We start from the raw sequence: 20,731 nt of genomic DNA, 5'->3' as shown, positions 1-20,731 counted from the left end.
AGGTTTGTATCCTGACTGACGAGAACATATATAGAACATACTAGTTATGGTCAAATCATGACACTTCATCTGTACCCACGTGTGAGGCTTACGATCCAAGAGATCGTGGCCGCATATTGAGACAAAATGGCACACCGAGTAAGAGACTGATTTATAAGACTGAATAAGCCTTCTCGGCTGTGCCTGGATTGGACCTGAGGGCCGAAATTTGGTATAGAACAAAGAACGAACACGCCTGCTGCTGAAGACGATTCGAGAAGAGCGTGAGCCGATATGCGGGCCTTGATAAAAGTTAGGATCGAGGATGAATACGACCGATAAGAAAATCTCCGAGGTGCTGGCCAAGTTCGGTGAGCCGATGGCCGGCAATGTCTGGCGTGTCCAGGGAACGGCCGTGGTCTACCACAAGACACTTGAGCGCATTGCCGCCCAGGCCAATGTGGTTTTCGACGAGCCCAAGATCATCCGCGCCGAGCGCGACGAGGCGGTGATCCAGGTCACCGGCCGCATGGGCGAACGGATCGAGTGGTCGATCGGCGAAGCTCTGATCGGCGTGAACTACCGCGTCTCGGGCAAGCAGGCGGCCTATGTCTACGCCATGGCCGAGAAGCGCGCGAAGGATCGCGTGATCCTCAAGCTCATCGAGCTGCACGGCTACGTCTATTCCGAGGAAGAGGCGGACGAGTTCAAGCAGGGCCGCCCGGGCTTTGCCGATCCGCATGTGGAGATCGAGAAGACCGAGCCTCAGGCGCAGAAGGGCAGGGTCGAAGCCGCTGCCTCGGACGGCAAGGTCGAGGATGACCTGAAGGCGAAGATCAAGAAGGCCAAGACCATCAATGCGGTCACGGACCTGATGCTCCATGCCGACACGCAGAAGGTGCTTGCCGAACTGCCGGAGGGCATCCGAGACGAGATCCGCGACTACGCCAAGGCACGGCTCGTCGAACTCGGCTGGCCGACCAAGAAGGCAGCCTAACTTTCGCTGCGATCATGGGCGAGACGGAACAAGCCGTCTCGCCTTTTTCATATCTCCAGTGGCGTCCCGGCGCTTGTGGTCCCGCTGATCGATGCCGAAATCCTCCGCCTTGGCTGCTTCCGATCAGGAGGCGCTGTCGCTCTCCGAACATCTCGTCGGCTCCATCGAGCGCGTGACGTTCCACAACGATGAAACCGGCTTCTGCGTGCTGCGGGTGAAAGCGCGCGGGCACCGCAAGCCGGTCGTCGTCGTGGGGCACGCACCGTCGGTCGCCATCGGCGAGGTGGTTGAGGCGAGCGGCGGATGGCTGCACGACCGCAATCATGGAGTTCAGTTCCGCGCAAGCGAGCTGATGACCTCGGCGCCGACCACAGCGGAAGACCTGCAGCGCTTTCTCGGCTCGGGCCTGCTGAAAGGCGTCGGTCCCTCCCTCGCCCAGAGGCTCATCGCATCCTTCGGCGCGCGCATTCTCGACGTGATCGAAGCGAAGCCGCATGAACTCACGCGCGTGCACGGCATCGCCATGGCCAAGGCGCTCGGCATCGGCGAGGCCTGGGCCGAGCACCGGGCGCTGAAGGACATCGCGGCTTTCCTCAATGCGCACGGCATTGGGGGCTTTCTGCTCACGCGGATCTATCGCGCCTATGGCGTTAGCGCCATCGACATCGTCAAGGCCAATCCGTACCGCCTGGTCCTCGACATTCCGGGCTTCGAGTTCGCGCTCGCCGACCAGGTGGCGCTGCAGCTCGACGTCGAACCCACCGCGGCGATCCGGCTTCAGGCCGGTCTCACGCACGTTCTCTCGGAGGCCGTAAAGGAAGGCCATTCCGGCCTGCGGGCGGACGAACTCCTGCGCCAGGCAAGTCGCCTGCTCGATATTCCTGAAGCTGAAGTGAAACCCGTGCTCGATGCGCAATGTGCGGCAGGGCAACTCGTCGCCGACGAACTCGATGAGCGGCGCAGCATCTTCCTGAAAGGCCTCTACGGCGCCGAACTCTTCATCGCGCAGCGCCTGAAGGAGATCGCCCAGGGGCTGCATCCCTGGAACGGACTCGATAGCGAGCAGGTGATCGCAGAGGCTGAAGCTGCCATCGGCGTGCGCTACTCGCCGAGCCAGCGCGAGGCCCTGGCTTCCGCCTGCCGCTCGAAGGTGCTCGTCGTGACCGGCGGGCCCGGTGTCGGCAAGACGACGCTGATCAGGAGCCTGACGCATCTGTGTGCGCAGCATGAATTGACGATTGCCCTATGCGCGCCGACCGGGCGGGCTGCGAAGCGGCTGTCGGAAAGCACAGGCTTTCCGGCCAAGACCGTCCACCGCTTGCTGGAAGCGTCCGAGGGCGGCTTCCGGCGCAATGCAAAGATGCTGCTCGACTGCAACCTCCTCGTGGTCGACGAGACCTCGATGCTCGACATCCGCCTGATGGCGGCGCTGCTGCGCGCGCTGCCGGATGAAGCGTCGCTCGTTCTCGTGGGCGACGTAGACCAACTGCCCTCCATCGGTCCAGGGCAGATCCTGTCCGACATCATCGCGTCCGGCGCCATTCCGGTGGTGCATCTAAAAGAGGTGTTCCGGCAGGAGCGGGAGAGCCGCATCATCACCGTGGCCCATGCCATCAACCGCGGGCTCGTGCCAGACCTCGGGCATCAGCCGGATTCGGATTTCTACTTCGTCGAAGCCGATACGCCGTCCGAGGCCATGGCCAAGATGACCATCCTGATCCGTGATCGGATCCCGCGCCGGTTCGGGCTCGATCCGGTGCGGGACGTGCAGGTGCTGTGCGCGATGAATCGCGGACGCCTCGGCACGCATATGCTGAACGGAGAGCTGCAGCAGCTCTTCAATCCGCCGGGCCTCGATAGCCTGCATCGGGCGGGCTGGAGCTACGGGCCTGGCGACAAGGTCATGCAGGTTCGCAACGATTACGAGCGCGACGTCTATAACGGTGAGGTCGGCATCGTGCGCGAGGTGCGCCGCGATCACGGCGAACTCACCGTTGCTTTCGACGACAGGCTGGTCGTCTATTCCCTTCAGGAACTCGACGAATTGGCTTTGGCCTATGCGGCGACGATTCATAAGGCGCAAGGATCCGAGTATCCGGCCGTGATCATCCCGGTTGTCCCGCAACAGGCCTCGATGCTGCGGCGCAAGCTGCTCTATACGGGCGTGACGCGGGCAAGCCGCCTGGTGATCCTCGTCGGCAGCCGGGCTGCCCTCGTTCAGGCCGTCGGCTCGGAAGGGGAGCCGCGCCTCTCACGGCTCAGGAACTGGCTTCAGGCCTGATCCCTTCCGCCGGGGGGCAAAGCGCTCTATATCTGCTCCTTCAAGAGCCCATTCCGGAGCAGGCGATGAGCGCGGGGACCGAACACAGCGATCAGCAGGAGCAGCGGGCCCGCCTGAGCCTCATTGCGGGAGCGGTCCTGTGTCTGGTGGCCTCGGGCGGTCTTCTGTGGTGGCGCTATGGTGGTGCCGTGTTCAACGATCTGGTGACCGCCGGCCTGGCCTGGTGCTTCTGAACCAGCCCGGCCCGTGAGGTGCGGGCGAGGCCGTGGCTCGTCTTGTTCCAGCGGAACGGCGCGGTGGCCAGTTCCCACAATCCTCTCCAGGCCGCAACACTGACGAGGCCGTAATAGAGCGGCAGCAGCAGGAGCCAGGGCATGAGGCGCCAGAGCCTGCGCCGGTGCAGAGCCACGCAGGCGGGGATGAAAACCGAGGCCGCCCCGGACAGGAAGAGCGTCAGGGCATAAGCATTGAATGCCGCCGTCCAGGACATGTCGAGAGCCTCTTCGGGACCGGCAAGCCACGATGCCACATAGAGCCCGGTGAAGAGCGGATAGACCAGGGCGCTGAGCACGGCTCCCCAGGTCAGGGCGAGCGCGCCGGAGAAGCGCCAGAGCCCGAGTTGGCGCAGCAGGATCCAGGGTTTGCGCGTATGGCTCGCGGCGGTCTGAACGTAGCCTTTCATCCATCGCGTCCGCTGCCGCATCCAGAGCCGCAGCGTGCCCGGTGCCTCCTCGAGAGTGGAGGAGGGCAGATCCCTGACCTGATAACCGAGACGGGCCAAACGAATGCCGAGATCGGCATCCTCGGTGACGTTCCAGGCGTCCCAGCCATGAATCGTCCGCAGCACGGAGGTGCGGAAATGGTTCGAGGTGCCGCCCAGGGCGATAGGGCTGCCGATCTCCGCCAGCCCTGGATTGAACACGTCGAACAGCGCCGCATACTCAATCGTAAAGAGCCGCGTAAGCCAGGTGTCGTCGGTATTGTCGATGGTCAGCCGCGCCTGCAGGCAGGCGACGCGCGGCGGAGCTTCGGCAAAGTGCGACATCGCCAGGCGCAACTGCCCCGGATCGGGCACGTCCTCGGCGTCGTAGATCACCGTATAGCGGCCCCGCGCGAGGGGCAGTGCGACATTGAGGGCGCGAGGCTTCGTGCGTGGCTCGCCCGGCGGTGCGATCAGGATCTCGACATTGGCTGGAACATCGATGGAGCGCAGAGCCTCCGGCGTTTCGTGATCGTCCGCTTCGAGCACGAGCTTGATGTCGAGCTTGCAGGCCGGATAGTCGAGCCGTTCTAGAGCGTCGAGAAACCGGGCAACGACGCGCTTCTCCCGATAGAGGGCTGCGATGATCGTGTAGACAGGCAGGTCCGCATCCTCGATGCGCAGCGGATGGCCTGTGGGCTCTACAGGATTGCTCAGGAATGCCGTCGCGATCCGGAGCACGATCACGCTGAGAAACAAAGGGCCTATGACGGCACCCAGAATCCCGGCGCTCAGCCCAGGGGCATAACCAAGGCCGAAGACGATCAATGTCAGAGCTATGAAAAGAAGCGCGATCTGCCCGTAGCTGATACCGGTCGCGAGGTGAGGGGCCTTGTCGGCCAGATCGTAGGCGGCTCGCCGGGCGATCAGCGACCCTTGAGCCCGAAAGACGGCCTCTCTCAGACGGGTGGGCGTGGTGATGGCGAGCAGCCGATGCCGGGAGCGGGTCTTGAGAAGGTCAGCCAAGGCAGGGCCATGCGGCGCCGCCACGAAGTTGGACCTTGCCCTGGCCAAAGGGGCGAGGCCTGCCAGGATGCTGTCCGGATAGCGAACATCCGATGACAGGCGCGGGGCTGCCAAGAACGGCAGCCCGAGCTCGGCCGCAAGGGCCCGGTAGAAATCATCCTCAGGGACCATCCCCTCCCTGATGAGGAATTCATCGGCCGTAAAGCCGGCAGCCTGGGCGAAGATGGCGGCCTGCCACAGGAGTTCGGGTGCATAGCCGTGACTGCTGAGAAATCCAATCTCGATCGGCAGTGCTGTTGACTGTGCGGCCCCGTCCGCTAGACCCTGCCTCATCATGAGCGTCGGGTGCTTCCTGCGGGCATTCCTGAGCAGCGCGAAGCCAAGAGCAAGAGAATGTCGCCTCGATGGTTCTAAATATCGTTACATTGGTTGCCCGCCTTTCCCGCAAGATCAAGCCCCTTGGGTGGGCCGGGATGCTTCTGCCCCTGGCTTTTGCGCTCAACGTTGGCGCGGTTCAGGCCCAAGGGGTGAGCATCCCGAATTTCTGGGATCCCAGGACGCAGCTCGAGCGCCCGGAGCTGCCGGCCACGCGCACGATCCGCTTCCTGGTCGACGACGATTTTCCGCCGCTCCACTTTCCAGGCCTCGATGGCAACCCGACCGGGTTGTCGGTGGAGCTCGCCCGGGCTGCCTGCGAGCGCCTGGTCCTCACCTGCACGGTTCAGGTCCGCCGCTTCGACACGCTTCTGATCGCCCTCAACGAAAGGCAGGGCGACGTGGTGGCAGCCGCCATCCCCATCACAGCCGATCTGCGCCGGGGCTATGCTGTGACCGGCCCCTATTTCAAAATCCCGGCCCGCTTTGCCGTGCGCCGTGACAAGAACCTGCCGGCACCGGACGCGAAGGCGCTGCAGGGCAAGAGCCTGGGCGTGGTCGGCGGCACAGCCCATGAGGCCTATGCCAAGGCCTTCATGGGAGGGGCCTCCCTCAAGCCCTATCCGGAGCTGGCGGCGGCGCAGACAGCCCTCAAGGCCGGCGAGATCGACTACCTGTTCGCCGATGGCCTTGGCCTTGCCCTCTGGATCGGCGGCGAGGAAGCGGCTGGATGCTGCGACTTCTCGGGCGGACCATACATCGAGAGCCGCTTCTTCGGTGAGGGCATTGGTTTCATCACCCGCACCGAGGACGATGCTCTCCGGCGAGCGCTGGATTTCGCGCTTCAGCAGCTCTGGCGCGAGGGCAAATACGCCGAGCTCTACCTGCGCTTCTTCCCGATCAGCCCCTACTAAGGCTCTCTGACCCTTGAAGGGTTGGGTTTACCGCATTGACCCTTGCAGGCGTGATCCAAGCGCATCGTCGAGAAAAGTGGATCCGGTTCTCCGCACAACGATGCGCTTGCAAGAAAAGGAGCGTCGAATGCGTCCTAAAAGTGGTTTCCACTTTTGGGTTCGATGCTCTAGTGTGCCGCGCTTCCGGAAGCATTTCCCTTAAGCACTAGGCCCATGTCCCGATCTCTGCCTCTCGACCCCGCCCTGATTGAAGCCGCCCAGACCGCCAATGCCTGGCCTTTCGAGGAGGCCCGCAAGCTCGTCGAGCGTCTCAAGAAAACGGGCAAGAAGGAGGCTCTGTTCGAGACGGGCTACGGCCCCTCGGGTCTGCCGCATATCGGCACCTTCGGCGAGGTGGCCCGCACCAGCATGGTGCGGCATGCCTTCCGGGTGCTGACCGGCGACACCATCCCGACCCGCCTCGTCGCCTTCTCGGACGACATGGATGGTCTGCGCAAGGTGCCGGACAACGTCCCGAACAAGGAATTAGTGGCAGCCTCCCTGGGCAAGCCGCTGACCCAGGTGCCGGACCCGTTCGGGACGCACGAGAGCTTCGCGCATCACAACAACGCTCGCCTGCGCGAATTCCTTGATGCCTTCGGCTTCGACTACGAGTTCATGTCCGCGACCGAGTGCTACAAGGCTGGCAAGTTCGACAAGACCCTGCTCACCGTGCTCGAGCGCTACGATGCCGTGATGGCCATCATGCTGCCTTCGCTGCGCGAGGAGCGTCAGCAATCCTATTCGCCGTTCTTACCCGTCCACCCGAAGACCGGCGTCGTGATGCAGGTGCCGATCGACGAGCGTAAGCTGGATGCAGGCACCATCGTGTGGCGCGACCCCGAGACGGGCGAGCGCTTCGAGACCCCGGTCACCGGCGGCCATGCCAAGCTGCAGTGGAAGCCTGATTGGGCCATGCGCTGGGTGGCGCTCGGCGTCGATTACGAGATGGCCGGGAAGGACCTGATCGACAGCGTGAAGCTCTCAGGAGAAATCGCCAAGGCGCTCGGCGGCCTGCCGCCGGACGGGTTCAACTACGAGCTCTTCCTCGACGACAAGGGCCAGAAGATCTCCAAGTCGAAGGGCAATGGCCTCACCATCGACGAGTGGCTCACCTACGGCACGCCGGACAGCCTGCGGCTGTTCATGTTCAACAAGCCGCGCGAGGCGAAGAAGCTTCATTTCGACGTGATCCCACGGCAGGTGGACGATTACCTAACCTTCCTGGAGAAGTATCCGGCGCAGGATGCGAAGATGCGCCTGATGAACCCGGTCTGGCACCTGCATGCGGGCGAGCCGCCGGCACCCGAGCTGGTATCGTCGGAGGGCTCCAACCAGCCGGGCACGACCATCTCCTTCTCCATGCTGCTTAACCTTGTGGCGGTGGCGAATTCCGAGGATCCGTCGGTGCTCTGGGGCTTCATCCGCCGCTATGCGCCGGGCGTGTCGCCGGAGACCCACTCGCGCCTCGATAGCCTCGCGAAGCGCGCCGTGCGCTACTTCGAGGATTTCGTGAAGCCGCAGAAGACCTATCGTCTGGCGGATGAGGTCGAGGCCGCATCGCTTCGGCGCCTCGACCAAGTGCTCGGATCCTTCGAGTCAGGGGAGCGTCCCGCAACGGCCGAGGCGATCCAGGACGAGATCTACAATGTCGGCCGTGCCGAGCCGCGCTACCAGGATTTCAAGGCCAAGGGCGCAACGCCCGAGCGTCCGGGCGTGTCCATCGAGTGGTTCAACACGATCTATCAGGTGCTGCTCGGCGAGCCGCGCGGTCCGCGCTTCGGCTCCTTCGTGGCCCTCTACGGCGTGAAGGAGACGCGGGCGCTGATCAAGAAGGCGCTCAACGGCGGTCTCGTGCGAGAGCACGAAGATTTCCTGAAGCAGCGTGAGGCGAACCGCGCAGCCTGAAGACCTACTGCCGCGCCCACATGATCCGGGCCGTCCAGGCGATCTCCTCGGTGGGGATCACCTGGTCCTCGTGGTCCTTCACGAGAGAGGTCATCTCCAGGGTCTTGGCCGAGCGGCGCTTGAGTTCCTGGGCCAGGATCTGTCCGTTCGTGGTGCAGACGACGATCCGGTCCCCCTTGCGGGTGCTGGCGGTGGGCGAGACGATGAGTACGTCTCCATCCCGGTAAAGCGGCGCGAGCGTGTCGCCGGTAACCTCGAGGGCGAAGACCTTCTCCTGACCGAAATCGGGGAATTCGAGCTCGTCCCAGCCAGAGCCTTCTATCGGCGTGCCATCCTCATTGAGGATTTTCGCCGAAGCTGCTTCCTCCATGCCGATCAGCGGAATCATGGAGCGGCGCAGGGAGCCGGTGGGTTCGACGAGACGCAGGAAATCCTCAAGCGTCGCGCCGGTCGCCTTTAGGATCTTCGAGATCGACTCCGTCGAAGGCCAACGCTCGCGGCCCTCCGGACTGACGCGTTTCGAACGATTGAAGCTTGTTGCATCGAGACCGGCCTTGCGGGCGAGGCCCGATGCGGTCATGCCATGACGTGATGCTAACGCATCGATAGCAGCCCAAACGCGCTCATGGGACAACATTGTAAAAAACCTTCGCTAGACGCGAATAACTGAAAGCGAACCTATGATTAGGAATTAAGATTGTTCTAAGGCATAGACAATGGGCTCCCGCCTCTTGAGACAATATGTCTAATCAGGATTGCTCCTGAAGCGACGCACGCGTAATCGGATATTCATGCGCATGATCTACAAAATCTGCCCGGCATTGCTCTGGCGCGAAGCCGAAGAAGCCGGTTTCTTCGCAGGAGCACCCATCGATATCCAGGATGGGTACCTCCATTTCTCAGCCGCCGAGCAGGTTCGAGAAACGGCCGCCAGACACTTTGCCGATCAAAGCGACCTCCTGCTGATCGCCATCGATGGCGACTCACTTGGGCCTGCCCTGCGCTACGAGCCCTCCCGTGGCGGCGATCTCTTCCCGCATCTTTACGCTCATCTGCCTTTGTCGGCTGTACGATGGGTGAAGCCGCTGCCTCTCGGCCAGGATGGCCAACACGTCTTTCCGGATCTTCAAGCATGATCGGCGCACTGTTTTCCCTCGCAAAGCCCGCGCTGCATGCGCTTGACGCGGAAACCGCGCATCAGCTGACGATCAGAGGGCTTGCCCTGATGCCGGTTATCCCGGCGTCCGCCGACGATCCCAGACTTTCCGTCGAGGTGTTCGGCAGGACCTTTCCCAATCCGGTCGGGCTTGCGGCCGGTTTTGACAAGCAATGCGAAGTGCCGGATCAGCTTCTTGGTCTCGGCTTCGGTTTTGTCGAACTCGGCGGCGTCGTGCCGAAACCGCAAGAAGGCAATCCGCGTCCGCGCGTTTTCCGTCTCGCCCGCGACGAAGCAGTGATCAACCGCTTCGGGCTCAACAGCGACGGGCTCGATGCGGCATGCCGGCGCCTGGCGCAGCGTCGCGGTCGTCCCGGCATCGTCGGCGTCAATATCGGGGCGAACAAGGACTCCGCCGACCGCATCGCCGATTACCTGCTGTGCATTCAGCGCCTGTGCGGGTTGGCCGATTTCCTGACGATCAACGTGTCCTCGCCTAACACGCCAGGCCTGCGCGACCTGCAGGGCGAAGCTTTCCTCGACGATCTTCTCGCCCGCTGCATCGAGGCACGGGATAGGAGCGAACAGGGCAAGCGGAAGACGATCATTCTGTTGAAGATCGCGCCTGACATTACGCTCGATACGCTCGACTCCATCGTAGCCACGGCACTCAAGCGCGGCATCGACGGGCTCACGGTTTCCAACACGACCGTCGCGCGGCCGGAGAGCCTGAGCGAGAAGGCGCTGGCATCGGAGACGGGCGGCCTGTCCGGCAAGCCGCTCTTTATGCCATCCACGAAGCTTCTCGCCGAGGCCTTCCAGCGTGTGGAACGCAAGATCCCGCTCATTGGCGTGGGTGGTGTCGATTCCGCAGAGACCGCCTGGGCCAAGATCCGCGCCGGCGCCAGTCTGGTGCAGTTCTACTCGGCCATGGTCTACAAGGGGCCTGGCCTTGTCGGTGCCATCAAGAAGGGTCTGATGCAGACGCTCGCGAACGAGAAGATATCGCTGGCGCAGGCGCTTGGCCGTGACGCATCGGCGATTGCCAGGGGAGAGTTCTGAAACCCAACCTCATGCGAAACTGGCGAAGGTCTTTCTCGCCAGTCTCGGATAGAGGATGAACTGGCCCAGGCCTCTCGCGCTCAGGAAGACGAGCAGCGCAATCCAGAGCGCCGTGTTGCCGAGATCTCCGGCGGCGAGAAGGATGCCGGCATAGACCGCGAAGGCGATGAGCATCAGGTCGCGCATGGAGCGGGTCCAGGTCGCGCCCGTATAGATGCCGTCGAAGGCGAAGGCCGCTGCACCCATGAGAGGCGTCAGAGCCGCGAAGACAAGATAATCCCGCGCGTAAGACCGCACGTCCGGATTGGTCGACACGAAGTCGATGAACGGCTCGCCAGCAATCAGGAAGAGACACGATACCGCAAGCCCGAAGCCGAGACTCCATCCCAGGCTTAGGCGGATGGCGCGGCGAAAGCCGCGCTCGTCACGGGCGCCAATGCTCTGGCCGCACAGGGTCTCGGCCGCGGTGGCGAATCCGTCGAGGAAATAGCCGCCGATCAGGAACATGTTGTAGAGCACCGCATTCGCCGCGAGCGTCACGTCGCCGGATCGCGCCCCCATGGCGCTGAAGATCGAGAAGGCGAGGATCAGGGCCACGTTGCGGATCATGATGTCCCGGTTCATGGCAAGCGTCTGCAGCATCGCCGCTCGGTTCAGCACCTCCGCCCATGTAACGGCCAGCGGATTGGAGCCGAGCCGACGCAGCACGAGGATGCCGATTCCCACGCCCAGCACCTCGGCCAAAGCCGTGCCGATGGCCGCACCCGCGATGCCGAGATCGAGGCCCAGCACCAGCGCCATGGTCAGCACGATATTAGCGACGTTGATCGCCACCTGCAGCAGCAGGCCGAGATCCGTGCGCCCGCGACCCAGAGTGGAGCCGAGGATGACGTAGTTCGCCAGGGTGAAGGGCGCCGCCCAGATGCGGATGAAGAAATAGGTCGAGAGCGCCTCCGTCACTGCTTCGCTGGCGCCGACCATGGAAAAGGCGATGGCGGCAATCGGCCATTGCAGCAGGATAAGCAGGAGACCCGTGACCGCAGCCACCAGGAATGCACGGGCGAGCGTCACGTCGACCTCGTGCCGGTTGCCCGCCCCCGTCGCCTGGGCCGTGAGGCCGGCGGTGGCCATGCGCAGCGACCCGAAGCTCCAGAACACGAAATCGAAGATGACGGCGCCAAGCGCCACCGCGCCGAGGAGATGCGCCTCGCCTAAGCGCCCGATCACCGTCGCATCGACGAGCCCCAGCAGGGGCGTCGTCACATGCGACAGGGTCATCGGCAGCGCGAGCGCCAGCGTCCGATAGTGGGATATCTCCAGCCGCTGCGTGCTCGGTGAACCGTCCATGGCGAGCCTCAGCGCCGGCTGCCGAACAGGCGAGAGATGAGCCAGAGCGGGACCACGATGATGGCGCCGTAGAGGATCCACAGGCCGACCTCCTGCCCGGTCTCGAAGCTGAGGTCGAGAACGGAGGCGATCCAGTTGAACAGCCCTTCGATAAGCCCAAGGGGTGTGATGCCTAGGAAGGCCAGGAAGGCGCCGACGAGGAGCGACAGGAAGATCAGCTTCACCAGCACCGAGCCAGGGGAGCCGCCGAGAAAACGGTTCAGGTTGGACATGCTTCTCATCTCGTCAGAAAGCGTAATGGACCTTGAGCTTTGCGTGTGCTTCATCGCAGGGGCCGGCGATGAACGCAACCCAACCCGAGTTCCGCATGATCGACCCCGCCCTCTTCGATCCCTCCAGCATCAGCGAGGAGATTCGTGCCCAGAATGCCGAGATCGTGGCCAAGCTCTCGAAGCTCGGCCGCTATTGGGAGGCGCCGCCGGCGCTGATCCGGGAGAACCGCCGCAAGGGGATCGGTCCATTTCCGCTTATGCCCCTGAGCAGCAGGGCTCAAACCATCACCATCGATGGGCCGGGCGGCTCCATTCCCCTACGCATCATCGCTCCGGAGAATCCTCGCGGAGCCTATCTCCACATCCATGGCGGCGGCTGGACTATTGGCACCGCCGACGAGCAGGATCCTTGGCTCGACCGGCTGGCGGAGAGGTGCGGCCTTGCTGTTGTGTCGGTGGAGTACCGGCTTGCGCCCGAGCATCTGTTTCCGGCCGGTCCCGACGATTGCGAGGCAGCTGCCCTCTGGCTGATCCGTGAGGCGCAAGAGCGCTTCGGCACCTCGCGCCTGTTCCTCGGTGGCGAGTCGGCTGGCGCCCATCTCTCGGCCCTGACCCTGCTGCGCCTGCGCGACAAGCACGGCCTCAATCCCTTCAGAGGTGCGAACCTCTTCGCCGGCTGCTACGACGTCAGCCTGACCCCGAGCGCCGCCAACTGGGGCGACGAGCCGCTCATCCTGAACACTCCTGGGGTCAAGGTTTTCGCGGACAACTTCTGCGGCCCGGATCTCGACCGGCGCGACCCGGCCGTCTCGCCGCTTTATGCTGACCTCAAAGGCCTGCCGCCCGCGCTCTTCTCGGTGGGGACTCGCGATCTGCTCCTCGACGACACGCTGTTCATGGCCTCCCGCTGGGTTGCGGCCGGCAACAAGGCGGAACTCGCGGTCTGGCCAGGCGGCGCCCACGTGTTCATCCGCTTCGACAGCGCGCTTGCCGAGCAGGCGCTGTCGCGGATCGATAGTTTTATCGAGAAGCTTTAATCCGCCCCAGCCTGGGAGGGGCGCTGCGTCACGCCGATCTTGGAGGCGGCGATCACGGCCTGCGTGCGGCTGTCGACGCCGAGCTTGTCGAGAATGGCCGACACGTGGGCCTTCACGGTAGCCTCGGAGACCCCGAGCTCGTAGGCGATCTGCTTGTTGAGCAGGCCCTCGGACAGCATGGTAAGCACGCGCACCTGCTGCGGGGTCAGGGTGCCCAGGCGACGGACGAGGTCGGCGGTTTCCGCGTCCTCGGTGGCCGAGAGGTCCACGTCCGGCGGGGTCCAGGTGTCGCCCGCGAGCACCGCCTTGATGGCGCCGCCGATGCTGTCGATGTCGATGGATTTCGGGATGAACCCGGAGGCGCCGAAATCCATGGCCCGGCGGATCACGGTGGGTTCTTCCGTGGCGGATACGATCACCACCGGCAGCTCGGGATATTGGGCTCTCAGCGACATCAGGCCGGAAAAGCCCTGGACGCCCGGCATGGTCAGGTCGAGCAGGATCAGGTCGACGTCGCGTTCCTGGGAGAGGGTGGCGTTCAGCTCATCCATGCCGCTGGCTTCCATCACCCGGGCCCCGGGCATGATGGAGGCCACGGACTGCCTCAGGGCGCCGCGAAACAGCGGGTGGTCGTCGGCAATGATGATCGTGGTGGATTGACTTTGCACGTGTGCCTACTCCCACGAGACGCTTGCCTTGTGTCCTAGAGCATCGTGCGGAAAAGTGGACCCGGTTTTCCGCCCGAACGATGCTCTAATCCAAAGAGAAAGCATCGGATCGATCCCAAAAGTGCAAGTCCACTTTTGGGTCCGATGCTTTAGCCGCATCCTTGAGGAAATGGCAAGGCGGCAAACGCTGTTCTTGGCTATTCTAAGGGAAACTACTGAGGCGTCCCATCCAATCATGTGGATTACGCCCCGATCAGATGCAGGATCAGGGTGCGGGTGTGCGGCCGGTCCCGGTGCTCTGCCAGATAGACGCCCTGCCAGGTGCCCAGCACCATCTGGCCGTCCACCACGGGGATGCCGAGGGAAACCCCGGACAGCATGGTCCTGATATGGGCCGGCATGTCGTCCGGGCCTTCGGTTGAGTGGACATAGCCTGCCTCTCGGGGCGCCAAGCGGTCGAGGGCCGTCAGCAGGTCCTGACGCACATCAGGGTCGGCGTTCTCCTGGATAAGGAGCGAAGCCGAGGTGTGACGGCAGAAAACCGTCAGAAGACCGTTCAGGACCCCGGTGCCGAACACCCAGCGCGCCAGGGCCTCCGTGATCTCGGTGAAGCCCTGGCCGTCGGTCTCCACCACGAGCCGGCCGTTCATCTGCTGCGTCACGCTTGCCTCGGACAAGGTTTCCACTTCGAGCATCGTCATGCCTCTTTCCGTTTCCCTTGCCGCTTGGCCCCTTGATCCTTCAACGGATGAACCTCCTGTTCGCCCCGTTCCAGGATCTTTTCCAAGGTCTCGATCCGGTCGGCCTCGGCCGCGGGCTTGTCCCAGCGGATGCGGTTGATGCGGGGAAAGCGCATAGCGACGCCGGATTTGTGCCGGGTCGAGCGCTGCAGCCCCTCGAAGGCAACCTCCAGCACGAGCCCCTTGTCCTTGCCGTATTCCACCTCCCGGACCGGGCCGAAGCGTTTGACCGTGTGGTTGCGGACATAGCGGTCGAGCTTCACCAGCTCCTCGTCGGTGAAGCCGTGATAGGCCTTGCCCACCGGCACCAGCTCCTCGCCACCCGGACCGTCACGCCAGACGCCGAAGGTATAGTCGGAATAGAAGGACGAGCGCTTTCCATGCCCCCGCTGGCCGTACATCATCACGGCGTCGACGAGGTAGGGGTCGCGCTTCCACTTGTACCAATAGCCTTTGGGGCGGCCGGGCAGGTAGGGGCTGTTCGCCCGCTTCACCATGCAGCCCTCAATGGCGTCCGCATCGGGGCCGGCTCCAACCGAGGCCGGATCGGCGCGGGCGGCGGCGAGATCCTCCCAGGTCTTGAACGGCACCATGGGCGAAAGGTCGATCCGCGGATCATTGAGCTTGGAAACGAGCACCTCCAGGCGTCGCCGCCGCTCCGCAAAGTGGAGGGCACGCAGGTCCTCCTCGCCCTCGAACAGGATGTCATAGACGCGCAGGTGGGCCGGGAACTCCGCGATGAGCTTCGGGGTCACGGCCTTTCGGTTCAGGCGCTGCTGCAGCACATTGAAGGTCTGCACCCGGCCTTCGCGCACGATCAGCAATTCGCCGTCGATGGCGCCTTCGAAATCGAGCGCCTCCACGAGATCCGGAAAGGCGCGGGAGACATCCTCGCCGGTGCGGGAATAGATGCGCCGCACCGGGCGCCCGTCGCTGTCGTGGCCTGCCGCTGCCTGAAGGCGGATGCCGTCCCATTTCCACTCGGCCAGGAACTCGCTGGCCTCAAGCTTCGCAAAGTCCTCATCCTCCAGCGGGTGCGAGAGCATGGACGGGCGGAATGGGGCGGGGTTGCCGGATTCCGGCTTCTCGCCCCGGCCCTCGACCCAGGCGAAAAGATCCTCGTAAGGCGCCTCCAGCCCGTGCCAGACCAGCTCGACCTCGTCGGGCTCGATCTGCCCCAGCTGGGCAACGGCGGTCTTGGCGAGCCGGGCCGAAACGCCAACCCGCAGCTCCCGGGTGATCAGCTTGATCAGCGCCCAGCGTCCTGTCTCGTCGAGGGCGTCCATCCACCCGGCGACACGGGCCGGCAGGTCGCTCTTGCCCGTGGTCGCCAGCGTCTCGATGACCTCGGTGAGCGTCGGAACATGTGGCGGCGGGTTGTTGTGGCCGATGGCGGGGATGTCCGAGGCCGGCGCCACGCTCTCGTGCCCCGGAGTGGGCCAGATCAGGGCCACGGTCTCTGCGAGATCGCCCACATAGTGATAGGACATCCGGAACAGCTCCGGATCGGTCCGCTCCTCGACCAGTCCCCGGATCAGGCCGGGCTTGGCCTCCTTGAACATCAGCGCGCCGGTCATGGCGGCGAGCGCATAGCCTCGGTCTGGGTCGGAGGTATGGCGGAAGTAATCCACCAGCAGCCGCAGCTTGGCGTTGCGGCGCGGCTCGTAGCCGAGGCGGTCGAGGAGGGCGGCGAAGCGGTTCATGGCGTTTCCACCTCACCCTTTTCATCCTCCCCTTGAGGGGGAGGATCGGCTCGAAGAGCCGAGGTGGGGTGATTGGCGCCAACGCTTTCTGAGGGTGGCGTTTCCACCCCACCCCGCTCGCTCCGCTCGCGACCCTCCCCCTCAAGGGGAGGGTGGGCAGCCTCCTCGGCCTCACCCTCGTCACCATAGCCCAGCATGTGCAGGGGGCGTGCCTTGATGCCGTGAGTGGTGCACCAATGAACCAGGGCGTCCTCCTGCCCATGGGTGACCCAGACCTCGCTGGCGCCGGTCTCCCGGATCGTGCGGCACAGGTCGTCCCAGTCGGAATGGTCGGAGATCACGAGCGGCAGTTCCACGCCCTTCTGCCGGGCCCGCGCTCGCACCCGCATCCATCCGGAAGCGAAGCAGGTGACCGGGTCGGGAAAACGGCGCGACCAGAGGTCCTGGATCGAGGAGGGCGGGCAGATCACGATGGCGCCGGCGAGTTTTCCGCGCTCGGAGGCCACGACCTTGGGGGTCTCGCCCAAGGGGATGCCTTCGGATTTGTAGAGCTCGGTCAAGCGCTCCATGGCGCCGTGGAGATAGATCGGCTGGTCGTAGCCCTCCTCGCGCAGGAGCGCCATGACCCGCTGTGCTTTACCCAGCGCATAGGCCCCGACGATATGAGCGCGTTCAGGGAACAGGGCAACGGAATCGAGGAGCTTGCGGACTTCTCCCCGCGTGTCCGGATGGCGGAAGACGGGCAGGCCGAAGGTCGCCTCGGTGATGAACACATCGCAGGGCACGACCTCATAGGGCATGCAGGTCGGGTCCTCGGCCCGCTTGTAATCGCCCGACACCACCACGCGCGTGCCGCCGGCCTCGATGGAAACTTGAGCCGAGCCCAGCACATGGCCCGCCGGCGTGAAACGCACGGTCACGTCCCCAACCTGGAGGCTCTCCCGCAAGGTGGCTTCCTGGGTCGAGCCGGCAAAGTCCTCGCCGTAGCGCACGCCCATGATCCGCAGGGTCTCCCGGGTGGCCATGACGGAGCGATGTCCCGAGCGGGCATGGTCCGAATGGCCGTGCGTGATCAGTGCCCGCTTCACGGGGCGGACCGGATCGATGTGGAAGTCGCCGAGGGGGCAGTAGAGCCCTTGCGGGGTCTGGGTGAGGATGTCGGTGGAACGCAGTGCCATAGCTGGGGATATAGGGTTCGGATTGTTGATGTCAGGCCGAGGGGTAACGCCGAGCCAGCGCCTTGGGGCCCGCAGCCGTTGGGCTGCGAGCCTGAAGGTGATCGAGGGTGGCGCGTCAGGCAGCCCGGCTCGATGATGTGTGGTGAAGGTGAGAGCCAGACTGCTCGTCACGCGCGGTTCTTTTCAGGTGGACCTGGTCAGAGCCAGGATCGACCTCCCGCGACCACAGGCATGCGAAACCTGCGGCGGGACCGCTCCCCGCCCCACTCTTGCGACGCCTCGCGAGCGCGCCCCTCGTCGGGCGAGGATGTCTTTGGCTATAGCCTAGCTTAGGAGGATTGTCAAGAACAAAGTGAGAACATTGCTCCTGCCAACCCACTGTCATTCCGGGGCCGCGCAGCGGAGCCCGGAATCCATAAACACGACGTTTCAGGAAGGGATGACCAGCATTGCGCCTCTTTCTGCACCGTAAGCGGTTATGGATTCCGGGCTCGCCTTTGGTGCCCCGGAATGACAGCGAGCGTGTCATTCCCACCATCCGCGCCTTCGGAACCATAGCGGTGCAAAGACGTGGATCCCCGGACCAAGTCTGGGGATGACGTTAGAGGGTAGCAGGACCGGAAGAGCGTCAGGACTGGAGCGTGTCATCCCCGGCCTCACGGCCGCCGGGGATGACACTAGGGCTTGTGCACCATTGACAGCCCTTGCGCCGTCCCGCATCCACAGCCTCATGCCACCGTCCTCGACCACTCGATCCACCGGCGATTTTCGCGCCGACCGCCGCTACGAATATGCCCGCGCCGCCTTCGACGAGCGCGACTTTGAGGCCGCGGCCGATCTGGCCCGGCAGGTGCTGGAGCTCGCGCCGGATTTTGCCGCTGCCCACGCCATGCTGGGGCGCGCGCTGGCCGAACTGGGCACGCGGGAGGAAGCGGTCTATGCGCTGCGGCGGGCTCTAGTCCTTGAGCCCGAGGATGCGCTGGGCGTGCGCCTCGACCTCGCGAGGCTCGGAGCGCTGGCGCCCGACGAGGCGATCACGCAGGGCTATGTGCGGGCGCTCTTCGACGACTACGCGCCGAAATTCGACCAGCACCTGACCAAGGGCCTGGCCTATCGCGGGCCGGCGCTGATCGCCGACGCCCTGCGCCGTGCCTGCTCCGAGCGAAGCCGAGATTGCCGCTTCGGCCTCACCCTCGATCTCGGCTGCGGCACGGGGCTGATGGCGCAGGCGCTCGACGGATCGTGCTCCTCCTTTGAGGGTGTCGATCTCTCGCCCGGCATGCTGGAGAAAGCGGAGAAGACGAAGCTCTACGATGCCCTGCATGAGGGCGAGCTCGTGTCGTTTCTCTCAGGCCGCGCCAATGCAGAGGCCGATCTCGTGGTGGCGGCCGACGTCTTCGTCTACATGGCGGCGCTCGATGCCACGTTCCGCGAGGCGCATCGGGTCCTGAAGCGCGAAGGGCTCTTGGCCTTCACGGTGCAGACGCACGAGGGGGAGGGCTTCATCCTCGGCGCGGATGCGCGCTATGCTCACAGCGAGGCCTACTTGCGCGATCTCGCGGAGGTGGTGGGTTTTAAGGTGGTAATCTTCGAGCGGGTTTCGACCCGGGAGGATCGCGGCGTGCCGGTTCCAGGGTTTATGTGCGTGCTGCAGCGCTGAGAGCGAGTGTGGGAACTTTTCGGAATTCTTCTCCCTCCTGCAGGGAGGTCGGAGGGTATCGGCGTAAAGGCGGAGCGCTTCTCTCGGCAATCTTGTCAACGCTTGTCTCCCTCGTCATCACCGGCCTTGTGCAGGTGATCCCGGTGATGTTGCGCGCCGTGCTTGCTGCATCGGGATGGCTGGGACAGGCCCGGCCATGACGGACATGTCTCACTCCGTCGGAGCATTCCCACACCTGCTCCACGCAAGAATCAAAGGAGGGACTAGGTTGTGACAGGCATGGTTTGACCCGCAGACCAGCGCCATCCAGACTCGGTCTGGCCGAACACGCAGAGTGACCGCAGGATGCCGGAATGCACTTCGCCCTCGTATTCTAAGATGTCGTGCACATTCATCGTAGCGACGGCAAAGGTGCCAAAGTCTTGGATTTGGACGTCGTCAAAGGACTGACTATGGAACCGGATGCCTTCTGGACCACAAAACGAGTTCACATAGCCTCCACGGTCGAAGCGTCGGCCTCGGGCATTGATATAGACGAACCTCGGGTCGAGGATTTCCAAAAGCTTTGAAGAGTCTCTCTGCACGAGCAAGGAGGCCTTGAGCTGCAGCAAACTTATAATCTCGTCCAAGACTGACACGACGGCATCCTTTCTCCGCCTGAGACAGGGGGCAAAACAGTGCGAATCGTAAACCCGCTGGTCATGCCCAAGGGATTTTAAGTCTACTGCGCCGGCTTCGAGGGGTGCGGCGCGCTCTCGTAGCAGCCCATCACCGATTGGTCGAAGTCGATGATCGAGCCGGTCATCATGCCGGATTCAGTGGACGTGAGGAATGCAACGGCGCGCGCCACTTCCCGCGGATCCAGAAGGCGCCCGAAGGGCTGCTCTGCCGCCGCTTTCTCCAGCCAGCCATCCTGGGCGCTGTGATAGGTCTTCATGATCCGGTCCTCGCCGGGCGTGTTCATCCAGCCGATGTTGAGGCCGTTCACGCGGATGCGCCACGGCATGAGGCTGAAGGCGGCATTTTTGGTGAGCGTCGCAAGCGCGCCCTTCGAGCCGCAATAGGCCGAGATGAACGGCTGCCCGCCATGGGCCGACATGGACAGGATGTTGACCATCGCGCCTTCGATCTTTTCCCGACGCATGATCGTGGCGGCTTCCTGCATGAGGAAGAAGGGCGCGCGTACGTTCACGGCGAACATGCGGTCGAAGAGCTCCGGGCTCGTGTCGAAGATCGTGCCCCGGTCGGTGATGCCGGCCGCGTTCACCAGCACGTCGACGCGCCCGAAGACGCTGTCGGCCCGCGCGGTCACCTGGCGCGCCTCCTCGACGCTCTCGAGATCGGCCCGCACGAATTCCGTGTGGCAGCCCTGGTTGGAGATCTCCCGCGCCACCGCATGCCCACGCTCCTCGTTGCGGCCGCAGATCACGATGCCCTTGGCGCCGCGCTCGGCCAGCGTGCGGGCGATGGCCTCGCCCACCCCTTGCGTGCCTCCGGTGACGACGGCGACGGCGTTCTGGAACTGGGTGTCGTGCGGCATGGCCTTGGCCCTTTCGTGTTGTTTTTGACGTTGGTTGAACTGAGGCGATCCTGGGCCGGATGGCAAGCGGGCGGATGACGACGTTCACATGTTCTAAGGCAGCACCACCAATGTCATCCCCGGCGGCCGTGAGGCCGGGAAGGGGATCC

Annotated in this window: 19 protein-coding genes; 9 read left to right on the top strand and 10 right to left on the bottom strand. The window is 64.0% G+C overall.

What is annotated here, in order from left to right; all coding sequences use genetic code 11:
* Positions 1 to 304: 304 nt before the first annotated feature.
* The 3 genes from VB618_RS14605 (at position 305) to VB618_RS14595 (ending at position 3,490) form a co-directional block, all read left to right on the top strand.
* Positions 305 to 976, top strand: a complete 672-nt coding sequence (locus VB618_RS14605) for a trna delta -isopentenylpyrophosphate transferase (RefSeq protein ID WP_329797434.1) — start codon at positions 305 to 307, stop codon at positions 974 to 976.
* A 91-nt stretch (positions 977 to 1,067) separates the two neighbouring features.
* Entirely contained in the window at positions 1,068 to 3,257 is a 2,190-nt protein-coding gene (gene recD2 / locus VB618_RS14600) for an SF1B family DNA helicase RecD2 (RefSeq protein WP_329797433.1), read from the top strand.
* A 65-nt stretch (positions 3,258 to 3,322) separates the two neighbouring features.
* Positions 3,323 to 3,490 carry a hypothetical protein gene (locus tag VB618_RS14595; protein WP_329797432.1) on the top strand — a complete coding sequence of 56 codons (168 nt, stop codon included), beginning with the start codon at positions 3,323 to 3,325 and terminating at the stop codon, positions 3,488 to 3,490.
* Here the strand turns inward: VB618_RS14595 and VB618_RS14590 are convergent.
* Entirely contained in the window at positions 3,433 to 5,319 is a 1,887-nt protein-coding gene (locus tag VB618_RS14590; RefSeq protein ID WP_329797431.1) for a glycosyltransferase family 2 protein, read from the bottom strand. The genes VB618_RS14595 and VB618_RS14590 overlap by 58 nt on opposite strands.
* Positions 5,320 to 5,456: 137 nt before the next feature.
* Between VB618_RS14590 and VB618_RS14585 the strand changes: the two genes are divergently transcribed.
* Positions 5,457 to 6,272, top strand: coding sequence for a transporter substrate-binding domain-containing protein (locus VB618_RS14585; protein ID WP_329797430.1), 816 nt, complete (start codon positions 5,457 to 5,459; stop codon positions 6,270 to 6,272).
* 213 nt (positions 6,273 to 6,485) lie between these two features.
* The gene (locus VB618_RS14580) at positions 6,486 to 8,219 is read left to right on the top strand and encodes a lysine--tRNA ligase (RefSeq protein WP_329797429.1); all 1,734 of its coding nucleotides are present in this window, start codon (positions 6,486 to 6,488) and stop codon (positions 8,217 to 8,219) included.
* A 4-nt stretch (positions 8,220 to 8,223) separates the two neighbouring features.
* Here the strand turns inward: VB618_RS14580 and VB618_RS14575 are convergent, their stop codons facing one another.
* Positions 8,224 to 8,856, bottom strand: coding sequence for a helix-turn-helix transcriptional regulator (locus tag VB618_RS14575; protein WP_329797428.1), 633 nt, complete (start codon positions 8,854 to 8,856; stop codon positions 8,224 to 8,226).
* Positions 8,857 to 9,010: 154 nt separating this feature from the next.
* Here VB618_RS14575 and VB618_RS14570 point away from each other — a divergent pair, with 154 nt between their 5' ends.
* Positions 9,011 to 9,355 (top strand): DUF952 domain-containing protein, encoded by a 345-nt coding sequence (locus VB618_RS14570; protein WP_329797427.1) that lies wholly within the window; start codon positions 9,011 to 9,013, stop codon positions 9,353 to 9,355.
* Positions 9,352 to 10,437: a quinone-dependent dihydroorotate dehydrogenase gene (locus tag VB618_RS14565; protein WP_329797426.1), complete on the top strand. Its 1,086-nt coding sequence runs from the start codon at positions 9,352 to 9,354 to the stop codon at positions 10,435 to 10,437. The genes VB618_RS14570 and VB618_RS14565 overlap by 4 nt, the downstream gene beginning before the upstream one ends.
* 9 nt (positions 10,438 to 10,446) lie before the next feature.
* Here the strand turns inward: VB618_RS14565 and VB618_RS14560 are convergent, their stop codons facing one another.
* Both VB618_RS14560 and VB618_RS14555 read right to left on the bottom strand, forming a co-directional pair.
* The gene (locus VB618_RS14560; protein WP_329797425.1) at positions 10,447 to 11,784 is read right to left on the bottom strand and encodes an MATE family efflux transporter; all 1,338 of its coding nucleotides are present in this window, start codon (positions 11,782 to 11,784) and stop codon (positions 10,447 to 10,449) included.
* A gap of 8 nt (positions 11,785 to 11,792) precedes the next feature.
* The gene (locus VB618_RS14555; protein ID WP_329797424.1) at positions 11,793 to 12,056 is read right to left on the bottom strand and encodes a DUF6460 domain-containing protein; all 264 of its coding nucleotides are present in this window, start codon (positions 12,054 to 12,056) and stop codon (positions 11,793 to 11,795) included.
* 95 nt (positions 12,057 to 12,151) lie between these two features.
* Between VB618_RS14555 and VB618_RS14550 the strand changes: the two genes are divergently transcribed.
* Positions 12,152 to 13,093, top strand: coding sequence for an alpha/beta hydrolase (locus tag VB618_RS14550; RefSeq protein ID WP_329797451.1), 942 nt, complete (start codon positions 12,152 to 12,154; stop codon positions 13,091 to 13,093).
* Here the strand turns inward: VB618_RS14550 and VB618_RS14545 are convergent.
* The 4 genes from VB618_RS14545 to VB618_RS14530 all read right to left on the bottom strand — a co-directional run bounded on the left by VB618_RS14545 (position 13,090) and on the right by VB618_RS14530 (position 17,382).
* The gene (locus tag VB618_RS14545; RefSeq protein ID WP_329797423.1) at positions 13,090 to 13,761 is read right to left on the bottom strand and encodes a response regulator transcription factor; all 672 of its coding nucleotides are present in this window, start codon (positions 13,759 to 13,761) and stop codon (positions 13,090 to 13,092) included. The two genes, VB618_RS14550 and VB618_RS14545, sit on opposite strands and share 4 nt — an antisense overlap.
* Positions 13,762 to 14,003: 242 nt before the next feature.
* Positions 14,004 to 14,456, bottom strand: coding sequence for a secondary thiamine-phosphate synthase enzyme YjbQ (locus VB618_RS14540; protein WP_329797450.1), 453 nt, complete (start codon positions 14,454 to 14,456; stop codon positions 14,004 to 14,006).
* 2 nt (positions 14,457 to 14,458) lie between these two features.
* Entirely contained in the window at positions 14,459 to 16,204 is a 1,746-nt protein-coding gene (locus VB618_RS14535) for a cisplatin damage response ATP-dependent DNA ligase (RefSeq protein ID WP_329797422.1), read from the bottom strand.
* Complete coding sequence (locus VB618_RS14530) at positions 16,201 to 17,382, bottom strand: ligase-associated DNA damage response exonuclease (protein WP_329797449.1); 1,182 nt, start codon at positions 17,380 to 17,382, stop codon at positions 16,201 to 16,203. Before VB618_RS14530 ends, VB618_RS14535 begins: the two co-directional genes overlap by 4 nt.
* 730 nt (positions 17,383 to 18,112) lie before the next feature.
* On the opposite strand from VB618_RS14530, the gene VB618_RS14525 reads away from it, so the two are divergent.
* Positions 18,113 to 19,042 carry a class I SAM-dependent DNA methyltransferase gene (locus tag VB618_RS14525; protein ID WP_329797421.1) on the top strand — a complete coding sequence of 310 codons (930 nt, stop codon included), beginning with the start codon at positions 18,113 to 18,115 and terminating at the stop codon, positions 19,040 to 19,042.
* A 263-nt stretch (positions 19,043 to 19,305) separates the two neighbouring features.
* Here the strand turns inward: VB618_RS14525 and VB618_RS14520 are convergent, their stop codons facing one another.
* Both VB618_RS14520 and VB618_RS14515 read right to left on the bottom strand, forming a co-directional pair.
* Positions 19,306 to 19,680: a nuclear transport factor 2 family protein gene (locus VB618_RS14520; RefSeq protein WP_329797420.1), complete on the bottom strand. Its 375-nt coding sequence runs from the start codon at positions 19,678 to 19,680 to the stop codon at positions 19,306 to 19,308.
* Positions 19,681 to 19,763: 83 nt separating this feature from the next.
* On the bottom strand, positions 19,764 to 20,582 hold the full coding sequence (locus tag VB618_RS14515) for an SDR family oxidoreductase (protein WP_329797419.1): 819 nt from the start codon (positions 20,580 to 20,582) through the stop codon (positions 19,764 to 19,766).
* Positions 20,583 to 20,731: the final 149 nt, after the last annotated feature.

The organism is Microvirga sp. CF3062 (genome assembly GCF_036314045.1).
GTDB lineage: Bacteria > Pseudomonadota > Alphaproteobacteria > Rhizobiales > Beijerinckiaceae > Microvirga.
The sequence above is the reverse complement of the archived record's forward strand: the minus strand, read 5'-3'. Positions and strand labels throughout refer to the sequence as shown.